Annotated in this window: 13 protein-coding genes and 1 pseudogene; 7 read left to right on the top strand and 7 right to left on the bottom strand. The window is 68.4% G+C overall.

The window, feature by feature from the left end; translation table 11 throughout:
• Positions 1-94: 94 nt before the first annotated feature.
• The 4 genes and pseudogenes from EV648_RS37380 to EV648_RS37365 all read right to left on the bottom strand — a co-directional run bounded on the left by EV648_RS37380 (position 95) and on the right by EV648_RS37365 (position 3,313).
• Positions 95-456 (bottom strand): annotated as a pseudogene (locus EV648_RS37380) (DUF1996 domain-containing protein).
• A gap of 174 nt (positions 457-630) precedes the next feature.
• On the bottom strand, positions 631-825 hold the full coding sequence (locus EV648_RS37375) for a hypothetical protein (RefSeq protein WP_132300346.1): 195 nt from the start codon (positions 823-825) through the stop codon (positions 631-633).
• Between the two features lies 1 nt (position 826).
• Positions 827-2,242: a glycoside hydrolase family 16 protein gene (locus EV648_RS37370; protein ID WP_132300344.1), complete on the bottom strand. Its 1,416-nt coding sequence runs from the start codon at positions 2,240-2,242 to the stop codon at positions 827-829.
• A gap of 117 nt (positions 2,243-2,359) precedes the next feature.
• The gene (locus EV648_RS37365) at positions 2,360-3,313 is read right to left on the bottom strand and encodes a GNAT family N-acetyltransferase (protein WP_132300342.1); all 954 of its coding nucleotides are present in this window, start codon (positions 3,311-3,313) and stop codon (positions 2,360-2,362) included.
• Between EV648_RS37365 and EV648_RS37360 the strand changes: the two genes are divergently transcribed.
• Positions 3,261-4,286: a hypothetical protein gene (locus EV648_RS37360; protein WP_132300340.1), complete on the top strand. Its 1,026-nt coding sequence runs from the start codon at positions 3,261-3,263 to the stop codon at positions 4,284-4,286. The two genes, EV648_RS37365 and EV648_RS37360, sit on opposite strands and share 53 nt — an antisense overlap.
• 39 nt (positions 4,287-4,325) lie before the next feature.
• Here the strand turns inward: EV648_RS37360 and serB are convergent, their stop codons facing one another.
• On the bottom strand, positions 4,326-5,546 hold the full coding sequence (gene serB, locus EV648_RS37355) for a phosphoserine phosphatase SerB (protein WP_132300338.1): 1,221 nt from the start codon (positions 5,544-5,546) through the stop codon (positions 4,326-4,328).
• A 27-nt stretch (positions 5,547-5,573) separates the two neighbouring features.
• On the bottom strand, positions 5,574-6,317 hold the full coding sequence (locus EV648_RS37350) for a hypothetical protein (protein ID WP_132300336.1): 744 nt from the start codon (positions 6,315-6,317) through the stop codon (positions 5,574-5,576).
• Positions 6,318-6,396: 79 nt separating this feature from the next.
• On the opposite strand from EV648_RS37350, the gene EV648_RS37345 reads away from it, so the two are divergent.
• From EV648_RS37345 to EV648_RS37330, 4 genes are all read left to right on the top strand, one after another.
• The gene (locus tag EV648_RS37345; RefSeq protein ID WP_132300334.1) at positions 6,397-7,179 is read left to right on the top strand and encodes an ABC transporter ATP-binding protein; all 783 of its coding nucleotides are present in this window, start codon (positions 6,397-6,399) and stop codon (positions 7,177-7,179) included.
• A gap of 224 nt (positions 7,180-7,403) precedes the next feature.
• The gene (locus tag EV648_RS37340) at positions 7,404-7,922 is read left to right on the top strand and encodes an NfeD family protein (protein WP_132300332.1); all 519 of its coding nucleotides are present in this window, start codon (positions 7,404-7,406) and stop codon (positions 7,920-7,922) included.
• Between the two features lie 265 nt (positions 7,923-8,187).
• Positions 8,188-9,363 carry an SPFH domain-containing protein gene (locus EV648_RS37335; RefSeq protein WP_132300330.1) on the top strand — a complete coding sequence of 392 codons (1,176 nt, stop codon included), beginning with the start codon at positions 8,188-8,190 and terminating at the stop codon, positions 9,361-9,363.
• 143 nt (positions 9,364-9,506) lie between these two features.
• Positions 9,507-10,253, top strand: a complete 747-nt coding sequence (locus tag EV648_RS37330) for a sulfite exporter TauE/SafE family protein (RefSeq protein WP_132300328.1) — start codon at positions 9,507-9,509, stop codon at positions 10,251-10,253.
• Between the two features lie 7 nt (positions 10,254-10,260).
• Here the strand turns inward: EV648_RS37330 and EV648_RS37325 are convergent, their stop codons facing one another.
• Positions 10,261-10,926 (bottom strand): TetR/AcrR family transcriptional regulator, encoded by a 666-nt coding sequence (locus EV648_RS37325; protein WP_132300326.1) that lies wholly within the window; start codon positions 10,924-10,926, stop codon positions 10,261-10,263.
• Between the two features lie 102 nt (positions 10,927-11,028).
• On the opposite strand from EV648_RS37325, the gene EV648_RS37320 reads away from it, so the two are divergent.
• Together EV648_RS37320 and EV648_RS37315 are read left to right on the top strand one after the other, a co-directional pair.
• On the top strand, positions 11,029-11,982 hold the full coding sequence (locus EV648_RS37320) for an NADPH:quinone oxidoreductase family protein (RefSeq protein WP_132300324.1): 954 nt from the start codon (positions 11,029-11,031) through the stop codon (positions 11,980-11,982).
• 36 nt (positions 11,983-12,018) lie between these two features.
• Entirely contained in the window at positions 12,019-12,450 is a 432-nt protein-coding gene (locus tag EV648_RS37315; protein ID WP_132300322.1) for an organic hydroperoxide resistance protein, read from the top strand.
• Positions 12,451-12,489: the final 39 nt, after the last annotated feature.

Raw genomic sequence — 12,489 nt, 5'->3', positions numbered from 1 at the left:
ATGGCCGCCACGCCACGCGTTGGCGGGCCGTGTAGCCATCAATCGCTAGAGGTGGTGCCGGGCTGGGACGGGACCGCAGCCCCGGCACCACCTTTTACTGCTGGCTGGGCTTGCCGTCGGTGCCGCAGATGTAGCCCGCCTTGATGTAGTTGTCGACTCGTCGCTGGAGCTCGGCCGGGTCCCAGGCATTCAGGAAGTCGCCGTGGAAGGGGTAGCCGGGGGCTGTGGTGACGAGTTGGCCGTTGCGGGTGCCGGCCAGGGTGAGGCCGGCTCCGTTCACTGGGTAGGTGATGAGGAACTCGAGCCGCGGTACGACGACCGGGTGGCTCGCGGGGCAGGTGGCGCCGGTGGGCACGCCATGTGGTCCTTGTGGTTCGGCGAGTCCAGCCGTACGCCGTCCCAGCAGGTCGGGAAGTCGAGGTAGTTCTCCAGCTTCGAACCGGCCGGGCAGATCAGGAAGTCGCGGCTCGACTGGCTCTGCCTGACGCAGGACCACCTTGCCGCCGGGTTCTGGTCCGGGCTGGTCGCTGCCGATCACGTACCGAAGCTCTTGCGGATAAGCCGTCGCGCGGGTCCGGTCGGTGATCCCCTGGTAGTAGATGGTGACCCGCTCCGGCGCCACCGGTACTCCTACCACGGAACCGGCGTGGCCTGCAGTCGAGCCATTGCCGCGGCCTCCGTCGCGTCAGGCGCCTGCCCGTGGTTCATTGTCGAGTGGTCCACCATCGGGTGCTCCGGGGCGGCCTCGGCCTGCTGATGAACCAGTACTGCGGCGGCTGCCGCGACCAGCACGACTCCCGCGGCTGGGTCCTTCTTCGCGCGCATGTCAGTGGCCGAAGGTGAACCAGTTGAGGTTCACGAAGTCAGCCGGCTGACCGCTGGTGAAGGTGAGGTACACGTCGTGCACCCCGGTGACGGCGCCGATGTTCGCCGGGACTGTCCGCCAGCTCTGCCAGCCGCCTGTGTTGGCGATGGCGAAGCTGCCGATCGGTGCGTTCGACCTGTTGTCGAGGCGCACCTCGACGAGGCCGCTGACACCGCCTGAAGCACCTGATGCCACCCGGCCGCTGAACTGATGTGCCGCCGAGCTGCTGAAGTCGATGCTGCGATACATGGCCCAGTCGCCGTTGCCCAGCTGCATGAGGTTCTGCCCGCCGCCTGAGTCAGTGGTGGTCTCCACGCCAGTACCGCCTTGCTGCGTGTAGGACTCGGCCTGGATGGTGCTGTAGGCACTGCCTCCGCCGCCGGGCGGGGGAGTGGTCGGCGGGGTAGTGGGCGGCGTGGTGGGCGGGGTGCCGCCGCCCTTCGTCGACACCGCCACGTAGTCCACGATCATCGGGCGGTCCGGCACGGTCTCGGCCCGCGGCGTGGGACCGTTCAGCGCGTCGGGGAAGGCGCCGCCGATCGCGAGGTTCAGCAGGATGAAGTACCCCGCGTGGTTCGTCATGTTGGCCCAGGTGTCGGCCGGCAACTGCCCCTGGCTGACCGAGTGGAACTGCTGGCCGTCGACGTACCAGCGGAACTGGTTCGGCGAGATGCTCTGGTCCCACTCGAACCGGTAGGTGTGCAACGCGGACTGGCACGACGAGCCGGGACAGGCCCTGTTGCTGGCGATCCCGCTGGTCTCGTTGCACGGGCCGCCGGGGTTCACGCCGCAGTGCAGGACGCCCCAGACGGAGTTGATCCCGTTGACGTTCTCCATGATGTCGAACTCGCCGATGCCCGGCCAGTTCCAGTAGTTCCCCCGGTACGGCTGGCCGAGTGCCCAGAACGCGGGCCAGTACCCGAGTGCCGCGTTGCCCGTCACGTTCGGCATCTGGATCCTGCCCTCGATCGCGAGGACGCCGCCGGAGGGTGGCTTGAAGTTGCTGCGCTGCGTCTCGATCCGGGCCGACGTCCAACTGCCGGCGGCGTCCCGGCGTGGCGTGATCCGGAGGTTCCCGGCGCCGTCCAACGCGAGGTTGCTGGTGCTGTTCGTGTAGTTCTGGATCTCGCCGGTGCCCCAGTTGCCGGGGCCGCCGGGGTAGCCGTGGCCGGTGTCGATGATCCAGTTGGCGCTGGAAGGCAGCGAGCCTCCGGCGCCGTCGAAGTCGTCGCTCCAGACCGTCGTCCATCCGGCGGCGGACGGGGGAACGCTCGCCTGGGCCGCGATGGTCAGCGGGACGGCGACCAGGACGGGGGCGAGCAGGACGCTGAGGATGGTTCGGCGACGTGTGGATGGTTTGTTCGGGCGGGAACGCATGGCGACCTCCACGGTCTTGGACCGGCGCCATCACCAGTGCGGCGCCGAAAGGTACGAAGTATGCCTATGGGAGCGCTCTCATCGCCGTGTGTCAACGGCTCGTCACGCTGGATCGCGTCAAGACCGCGAGGGAACGTTCCCGCTCGAAGGATTTCCGCCGGGAAGGCTTCCGCAGTAGACCGTCGTACTGCGCCGCACGCTCATCCCGAGGCGCTCGTACATCGCCAGAGCGCCGGTCCCCGAGTGCGTCCAGAGGATCAGGTTCCGCCGGCCCTGCTGGTAGAACCCGCGCCTCGCGACCGCCAGCAATCCTCGCGCGATTCCCTGGCCGCGGTGATCACGCCGTACGGCGAGCTGCTCGACGTACCCCTCGTCGGAGTCGGGCAGATCGAGGCTCAGCACCACCCCGACCACCTCGTCACCGGCGAACGCGAGCGGCGAGAGCGCCGGGGCGAAGGTCTCCCGCTCGATGTTCAGCCGAGCCCACTCCTGGTACGACTTCCGCCGCGGCTGCCAGTCGGCGAAGGCGTCCTCCACCACAAGGTGAACCGCCGCCGCGTCACGATCCTCGAACGGCCGCACGGTGATCCCCGCGGGCAGCGCCGGTACGACGGGCTCGACCGGCATCGGCATCTCGAGCTGCCAGTTCGTCGCCAGTACTTCATACCCGCGCGAGCGCAGCAGTTCGGTTCCAGCTTCGTCGGCATCATCGACCGTCTGAGCTATCCAGTCGCTGCCCAGCTCAGTGGCCCGCGCCTCGGCCCAGTCGAGCAACGCGGTCCCGACGCCCCGGCCTCTGAAGGCGGGATCGACGTCGATCTGCGCTCGCCGCCCGCGGTTCAGCCACGCCCATCCCGCGAGCCGGCCGCTCTCGTCGTGGATGACCAGCGTGTCGTCGGCGAGGTCGAGCCCAGGCCGGGTGATGGAGGCCATGATCCCGTCCGCCGACGCCTCGGTGTACCCGAGCTGCTCGTTCTCGACCGCCACCACCAGCCGATGGATCGCCTCGACATCGGCAGTGCTCGCCGCCCGGCCGCTGAACCCGGCCGGCACCCTGGAAACGACAGACATGCCCAAGATCCTCATCCGCCCGGTTGCTGTTGGCAAATATGCCCTGGATTCCGCAGCTTGTTGCAATCCAGCCGTACTGCGCGTGGCGGCCGGATGTGTCACCATCACTCCTCGGGTCTGCCTGAACCTCATTTGCAGCGTGACCCTCGAACCTCCCGGGGAGTCTGCTGTGCGAATCACCTTGCCGCGCGCGATCGCGTTGACCGCCATCGTGGTCCTGCCGGTCGCCTGTGGTGGTGCCGATGAGAGCCCGGCGGTCAAGAGCACGCCCTCGAACACGTCGCCCTCCTCGGCTGAGCTGACGGTCGGGACCTTCGCCCCGCTCGTACTGGGTGCGCTCGAGGCGAAGGGCTCATTCCACGTCGACGGCGCGCTGGTCGGCAAAGGCCAACGCGAAACCGTGGACCTCACGGCGGATGTGCAGACGAGGGACGGCGTGACCGACGTGGCACTTGTGACCGGAGGCATCTCGGTCGTCAGGCTCGGCGACGCGGTGTATATGCGGGACGACAAGCTGACCGGCAGCGCGCAGCGCCCGTGGGCCAGGCTGAACCCACGCAGCAAGAATCCGCCCGAGCAGGAAGCGCTGAAGCTCGCCAAGATGATGATCGGGGTCGCCCTGGCGCACCAGGTGATCGGCGGCACGGCGTACACGACAGGTTTCAAACGGGGCGGGCAGCTCACGATCGACACCTCCGGCGAAGCGCAGGAGTACATCTTCACCATCGATCTGGGGAAGGCGGCCGCGGATCATGCGCTGGGGGAAATGCTTGACGAGCGCGTGGCGAAGACGACACGAAAGGGTCTGAGCGTGTCGATCGCCATCGATGGCAACGACCTGCCGCGTCGGATCGAGTACCTGTTCAGCACCACCACTGGCTTCGCGGCGAACGTGAGGGTGACGTTGAGCGCGTTCGGGCAGCAGTTGCCGATCGTCCCGCCATCCGCTGCCGAGATTGGGGAAGTCAGCTGAGACTGCCCAAGCAATCCGCGGTGCACACCAAGCTCGACCTCAGGTGAGGGCGCCGTCGGCGTCGGCGGCTTCTACTTCTTCGCGGGAGATGCCGAGCAGGTAGAGGATCGTGTCGAGGTAGGGGACGCTCAGGTGGGTGTCGGCGGCCTCGCGGACGACCGGCTTGGCGTTGAAGGCGATGCCGAGGCCGGCCGCGGCGAGCATGTCCAGGTCGTTCGCGCCGTCGCCGATCGCCACCGTCTGGGACAGCGGAGTGTGCGAGGCGGCCGCGAACCGCCGCAGTGCCGTCGCCTTGCCGGCCCGGTCGACGATCTCGCCGACCACCTTGCCGGTGAGCTTGCCATCGACGATCTCCAGCACGTTCGCCGCCGCGAAGTCGATGCCGAGCTCGGCTGCGAGCTTGTCGGTGATCTGGCTGAACCCGCCGCTGACGATCGCGAACTGGTACCCGAGCCGCTTCAGCGTCCGCACCAGCGTGCGAGCCCCCGGCGCCAGCTCGATCGCGTCGTACACCTCGTCGAGCGCTGAGACACTCAACCCTTCGAGGGTCGCCACCCGGTGCCGCAGCGATTCGGCGAAGTCGAGCTCGCCGCGCATCGCCTGCTCGGTGACCGCGGCGACCTCCGCCAGCCGGCCGGCGTGCTCGGCGAGCATCTCGATCACCTCGCCCTGGATCAGGGTCGAGTCGACGTCCATCACGATCAGCCGCTTGGCCCGGCGATACAGCCCACCCGCCTGTACTGCGACGTCCAGGCGCTGGGCGACACCTTCGAGCGCGAGTACGGCGCGCAGGGCGTCCGGGTCGGCGCCGGACACGGCGATCTCCATCGCGGTGACCGGGTAGCGCGCCATCCGGCTGATCCGGTCGATGTTCCCCCCGATGTCGGCGATCCGGCCGGCGATCGCGGCGAGCCCCGCGGCCGACAGGGGATTCCCGATCACGGTCACCTGGCTGCGGCCCTTGCGGCGCGGTTCGTTGTCGCCGATGCCCTTCGAGACGTCGATCTCGACCTCGAGGTTTTCGGCGAGCGTCTTGAGGTCCTTCTTCAGCTCCTTGTGGTCCCGCGGCGCGGTCAGCAGCACCCCGAGTACCAGCCGGCCCCGGAGTACGACCTGTTCGGCGTCGATCACGTCCAGGCCGCGGCCGGCCAGCGTCGACAGCACGGCGGAGGTGAGGCCCGGGCGGTCCGTGCCGGTCAGCGTGACCAGCAGGGTCGGGCGATCGATGGGGTGCGCGTCGTACTCAGCCTGTCCAGTCATGACGAGGATGACGCTACCCAAGAATGGTTAACGGGGAGTCGGCGGTCCACATGCGGCGACGAGTGCACGGCGCGCGGCAGCGGCCAGATTCAGCAGCGTGCGGCGCCTGGCATCGGCTTCGGCGCCGGTGACGGCCGCTCCGTCGTCCTCGAGCGCCGCGTCCGCGATCGCGAGCAGGCGCCTTGCGGTCGCGGCGGTCTTCACGGCGCGGGCCTCGTAGCCGGGAGCGAGATCGTCGCCCTTGCTGGAGCCGATCCTGCGGATGTCGATCAGCGCGTCGGCGACCTCAGGCTTCCACCTGGCCACGTCCAGGGCGGCGAGCGACTCGGCCGCCTCGATCAGCGCGGCCCGCAGTCCCCGGTCGGCTTCCCCGAGGTCGGCCGGTGGGGGACTGGTCGCCGGCAACACCGTCCACTGCACCGCCGGTCCGACGTACGCCGGTACGAGCCCGAGCTCAGTCCCGGTCAGTACGACGGCCTCGCCCGTCTCGAGCGCGGCCTCGTTGAACGGCGGTGGTCCGGCCAGCCCGATCGGGTCGCCGGGGATCGGCAGGGCGAGATGGGCCTGGATGGCGCCGGCCGCGCGGAGCAGGTTGAGTGCCACCGGCAACGTCGCGGGCGCCGGGTGGGCGGCGAGGCCGGACACGTGGTGGCCGACGTCGTCGCCGAGGATCTTGTGCGCGGCCGTGTCCGGGTCGCAGGCGCCGGTCAGCATCGCGTTGGTCCAGACGGTGAAACGCACCGAGGCGGCAGTGGTCAGCACACCTGACATTGTCCCATCCGGCGGCCGCCGGCCCGACACCACCAGGGTCGGCGCACCTCGCCGCGGCCGACCCCGTAGGTTTTGGTCCATGACTGCAGTGGTGGAGCTCGCCGGTGTCTCGATCGTCCGCGGTGATGCGCGTCTGCTCGACAACATCGACTGGTCGGTCGACGAGGCCGACCGGTGGGTGGTGATCGGCCCCAACGGCGCGGGCAAGACGACGATGCTGCAGATCCTGGCGGCGCAGATGCACCCGACCACCGGTGTCGTCGGGCTGCTCGACGAGGTCCTCGGCGCGGTCGACGTGTTCGAGCTCCGGCCGCGGATCGGCCTGACCAGCGCAGCCCTCGCGGATCGCCTGCCACGCTCCGAACGCGTCGCCGACGTGGTCGTCTCCGCCTCGTACGCCGTACTGGGTCGCTGGCGCGAGGAGTACGACGAGCTCGACCATCAGCGGGCCAAGGAACTGCTGACCGAACTCGGTATCGGTCACCTCAGCGACCGCACCTTCGGCACCTTGTCAGAGGGTGAGCGCAAGCGCGTCCAGATCGCCCGGGCCCTGATGACGGACCCCGAGCTGATGCTCCTCGACGAGCCGGCGGCAGGTCTGGACCTTACGGGTCGCGAACACTTGGTCCGCTCCCTCAGCCGGATCGCGACCGCCGAAGGTGCCCCCGCGATGGTCCTCGTCACCCACCACGTCGAGGAGATCCCGCCGGGCTTCACCCACGCCCTGTTGCTGAAGCAGGGCCGCATCGTCAGCGCCGGTCCCATCACCGAGGCCCTGACCGCCCAGACCCTCAGCGAAACCTTCGACATCCCCCTGGCCCTCGACCACATCGACGGCCGCTACACCGCCCGAGCCCTCTGACCTTCGACTTCATCGTCCGAGTCTTCTGACCCTTGACCAGACCAGGCGGCTACACCGCGCTGGCCTCTGGACCCGGAGGCTCCAGCTGCCACCGCCTCTTCGTGGCGGGTGGATTTGTGGGTGGGGTGTTGGCTGGTAGGTGAAGAGGGAATCCTCGAACCGTCCGGGTGCGTCGGACGGTTGGTGGACCTGCTGGAGGTCCTGATCGCGGATAGAGTTGGCAGATGATGGATTGGCTGCGGGACAACGTCTGGGCGGCTTGGCTCGGGATCGCCGTCGTACTCGGTCTGGCTGAGCTCGCCTCACTCGACTTCACCTTGCTGATGCTGGCGGCGGGGGCGATCACGGCCGCCGGCGTGAGTGCCCTGTTCCCGCATCTCTTGTGGCTGCAGATCGTCGTCGGCCTGATCACCGCGGCCGCGATGCTCGCCGCCATCCGCCCGTTGCTGGTCCGCAAGATCCACCACGGCGTCGAGCTGAAGACCGGCTCGGCGCACGTGATCGGCCGCAATGGTGTCGTGATCAAGGAGATCCACCCCGACGGCGGCGGCTCGATCAAGCTGAACGGTGAGCTCTGGACCGCCCGCCCGTACGACGAGGTCTCCACCATCCCGCCGGGCACCCGCGTCGAGGTGATGGGCATCGACGGCGCCACCGCGGTCGTTTATCCGGTCGGCGAGCCTCTCACCCACCGCCCCGAGCTCGGCCAACCCGACCCCACCGACCAGAAGAACGACTCCTGACCTCCTCGCCGACCGCACCGCCACCGGCGTCAGGTCTGATGCACAGTCGTGCTGTGGCGCGCTGGTCGGGTGGCGTTGTGCGGCGGTGCGCGCGAAGTACTGTCGGAAGTAGGACATCGTTGCCATCGGCGACGCTTCGGCCGGCGGTGCGGCGGTCCGGAACCTGACTGATCAGGAAGCCGGATCGTGAGGGAACCGTTGCCCCCAGTGGACCGTCGATAGGAAAGACTGTCCGTCCTGAGGGTTCATCGAGTGGGAGGGTCACGTGACCGCGTTCCTCATAGTGTTGGCATTGGTCGCCTTACTGGTGGTCGTCACACTGATCAAGTCCGTCCGGGTCGTGCAGCAGCAGACCGTCGGCATCGTGGAACGGTTCGGGAAGTTCAAGGTGGGTCTGCAGCCCGGCCTGAACCTGCTGACCCCGTTCGTCGACAAGGTGCGCTACACGATCGACATGCGCGAGCAGGTGGTCGCGTTCCCGCCCCAGGGCGTCATCACCGAGGACAACCTGATGGTGTCGATCGACTCCGTCATCTACTTCCAGGTGAACGACCCGGTGCGGGCGACGTACGAGATCTCCAACTACATCCAGGCGATCGAGCAGCTCACCATGACGACGCTGCGAAACATCATCGGTGGCATGGACCTGGAGCAGACGCTGACCAGCCGCGAGGAGATCAACGAGAAGCTGCGCTACGTGCTGGACGAGGCGACCGGCAAGTGGGGCATCCGGGTGAACCGGGTGGAGCTCCGCTCGATCGACCCGCCGCCGTCGATCCAGGACTCGATGGAGAAGCAGATGCGCGCCGACCGCGACAAGCGCGCCGCGATCCTGACCGCCGAAGGTATGCGGCAGTCGGCCGTTCTGTCGGCCGAGGGTCAGAAGCAGTCCGCGATCCTCACCGCGCAAGGTGACCGGGAGTCCCGCATCCTGCGGGCGCAGGCCGAGCGGGAGGCCCGGATCCTGAAGGCGCAAGGTGAGGCGCAGGCCATCACGACCGTCTTCAACGCGATCCACGCCGGCAAGCCGGACCAGGGTCTGCTGGCCTACCAGTACCTGCAGATGCTGCCGTCGATCGCTCAAGGCGACTCGAACAAGCTGTGGATCATCCCCAGCGAGATCGGCAAGGCGATGGAGGGTCTCGGCAGTGCCGTCGGCCAGATCGCCGGCATCACCCAGAAGGCCGAAGGTCCGTTCCCGGAGCCCGACCTGGGCGACTCGCACGCGATCGAGGTCGAGAGCGGGATGGGTTCGGCGGCTGTTCCGGATGCCGCGGTGGCCGAGGCCGACCACGCGGTCCAGGAAGCGATCGCCGCGGCACAGAACGCGGCTGTCAGTTCGCGCAGCCAGCAGCAGAGTGCGACCCCGGCGGTGACGGCCAACCCGGAGCCGGCCGTACAGGACGTGCCGCCGTCGGCGGAACCGCCGGTCGAGCGCTGACCAGCCTCGGTACGACGTACTGATCACGGCCCGGCTCACACCTCAGGGTGTGAGCCGGGCCGTGTGACGTCCACTGCACTTTCCGGTTCATTGGTCGGACTGACGAGCAGCTACGTCTGTCAGGTGCGTAGAGTCTGGCAGCGATGACATGGTTCGAGGCGCTGCTCGTCTTCGTGGCGGGCATAGGCGCAGGCACAATCAACGCGGTGGTGGGTTCCGGCACTTTGCTGACCTTCCCCGCGTTGCTTGCTGTCGGCATCCCGCCGGTGCTGGCGAATGTCAGCAACAGCGTCGGCTTGTCACCCGGTACGGCGGCCGGCGCGATCGGTTACCGGCGCGAGCTCGAAGGCCAGCGTGGCCGGATGCTGCGGCTGATTCCCGCTTCACTGGTCGGGGGCATCGTCGGAGCGGTCCTGCTGCTCAAGCTGCCGGGCTCTGCGTTCGAGGCGATCGTGCCCGGGCTGATCCTCCTGGGCTGTGTTCTGGTGGCCCTGCAGCCCTGGCTGTCCAAGCGGATCAGCCTTCCTGAGCACACCCATCGCGGAGCCTGGTGGGTGATTCCGGCCGTCTTCGCGACCGGTGTGTACGGCGGGTACTTCGGCGCCGCCCAGGGTGTTCTCCTGATGGCGATCCTCGGCATCGGGATGGACGCCAATCTGCAGCGGATGAACGGTTTGAAGAACGTGCTCGCCACCGTGGTCAACACGGCTGCGGCGATCTTGTTCATCATCGTCGCGGACGTGGACTGGCTGGCCGCGGCGCTGATCGCGGTCGGCTCGACGATCGGCGGATTCGTCGGCGCCCGCTACGGCCGCAAGCTCCACCCGACAGCGCTGCGGGTCCTCATCGTGGTGATCGGCATCATCGCCATCGTCACGATGGTCTTCTGATCGAGGACTACCCGCTGGCCTGCTGGCCCCTCTGCAGGCCTGCCAGCAGCAGGTCCAGGCCGTAGTCGAACTGCTCGTCGCCGCCGGTCGTGCGGGACAGCTCCGGTGTCAGTTCGACGACGGTCGGGAACTCGGTGGGGGAGAGTGACTCGATCGTGGCCCGCAGCCGGCGCCGCTCCTGCGGGTCCTGCCGCTCGGCCGCCATCTGGATCTCCCAGGACGTCGCACCGAGGACATAGGTGAACAAGGTGGTGTGCGTCCGGGCCGCCGTCTGCGCATCGAACCCGGCCGACCGCAGTACGCCGAGCAGGCCTTCGGCCACTCGGGCGGTCTCGTGGCCGCTCAGTGGCCGGCCGGCCAGTAGTTGCGCGAGGCAAGGGTGTTGCAGCATCAGCGCGCGCAGTCCCCGGCAGACGGCGCGGACCTGGTCCGGCCAGGCGACGCCCTCGGGGACCGGCGGGATGAGCCCCATCAGGTGGTCGCGGACCGCGTCGTACAGGTCGTCCTTGTTGCGGAAGTAGGTGTAGAGCGCCATCGGGCCGACGCCCAGCTCGGCGGCCAGACCGCGGAGGCTGAAGGCATCGGTGCCCTGGCCCTCCATCAGGTCGAGCGCGGTCCGCACGATCAGCTCGGGGCTGAGCGTGTTGCGCGGAGTGCGGGTCTTGGCCGGCATCCGGGGTACCTCCCTGATGGGTCGTAGATCACTACGGAACGTCTACCGTACGGTGTATAGTACACCGTAGAGCAGCTGGACGACGCGAAGGGATTCTGCAGCGTGCGAGCCGTACAGATCACCGAGTTCGGTGGACCCGAGGTCCTCAAGGTCAGCGATGTCGAGGAGCCGACGGCCGGTGAGGGGCAGGTCCTGATCACCGTCGACCGAGCCGGGATCAATTACGCCGACACCCATCAGGTCGAGAACAGCTATCTGTCGAAGGCGGAGCTGCCGCTGATCCCGGGTGGCGAGGTCGTCGGCCGTACTGCGGACGGCCGTCGGGTGGTCGCGCTCGTCGGGTCCGGTGGTTATGCCGAGAAGGCCGTGGCGCACGCGCCGTACGTGTTCGACGTGCCGGAAGGTGTCAGCGACGGGGAAGCGCTGGCGCTGGTCCTGCAAGGTACGACCGCCTGGCATCTGCTGAAGACTTCGACCCACTTCAAGGCGGGGGAGTCGGTGCTGGTGCACGCGGGCGCGGGCGGCGTCGGCTCACTCGCGATCCAGCTCGCCAAGCTCTGGGGCGCCGGGCGCGTGATCGCGACGGCCTCCACCGACGACAAGCGCAAGCAGACTCTGGAGCTCGGCGCGGACGCCGCCATCGACGGCGACCCCGAGGGCCTGAAGGACCGCATCCTCGAGGCGAACGGCGGCAAGCCCGTCGACATCGTGCTCGAGATGGTCGGCGGTCCGGTGTTCGACGAGTCGTTCGCCGCGCTCGGCCGGTTCGGCCGCCTGGTCACCTTCGGCGCGGCCTCACGCCAGAGCGCCAACGCGATCGAGCCGGGCCGGCTGATGAAGGGCTCGAAGACGATCGCCGGCTTCTGGCTGGCCGACTGCTTCAAGAACCCGGCGCTGCTCGGCGACCCGCTGGCCGAACTGTTCGAGCTGGCCGGAGCCGGCAAGCTCCGCCCGATCGTCGGTGGCGACTACGCGATGTCCGACGTCGCCACCGCCCACGAAGACCTGCGAGCCCGCCGTACCGTCGGCAAGCTCGTGCTTGATCCCGCCCACTGATCACCCCTCACAACCCCCCGAAAGAAGTCCTAACAGATGACCATCGCAGTCGAGAAGGTTCTGTACACCGCCCGCGCCACCGCGCACGGTGGTCGTGACGGCCACACCGCCAGCGACGACGGCAAGCTCGATGTCACCGTCGCGCCGCCGAAGGAGATGGGTGGCAACGGCGAGGGTACGAACCCCGAGCAGTTGTTCGCGGCTGGATTCGCGTCCTGCTTCCACAGCGCGCTGAAGCTGGTCGGCCGCCGGGCCCGCCAGAACGTCGACCACTCGACGGTCACCGCGGAGGTCGGCATCGGCCCGATCAACGGTGGCGTCGGCTACGGGCTCGAGGTCGAGCTCGTCGTCAGCCTGCCGGACGTCGACCGCGCGATCGCCGAGGAGCTCGTCGCCAAGGCCCACGAGGTCTGCCCGTACTCCAACGCCACCCGCGGCAACATCAAGGTCGGCCTCGTCGTCTCCTGACACTGTGTCGAATCAGCCCCTCTGGAGCACTGCTCCGGA

It is taken from the genome of Kribbella sp. VKM Ac-2568 (assembly GCF_004345365.1).
Taxonomy (GTDB): domain Bacteria; phylum Actinomycetota; class Actinomycetes; order Propionibacteriales; family Kribbellaceae; genus Kribbella; species Kribbella orskensis.
This window is presented reverse-complemented; position numbering and strand designations above follow the sequence as displayed.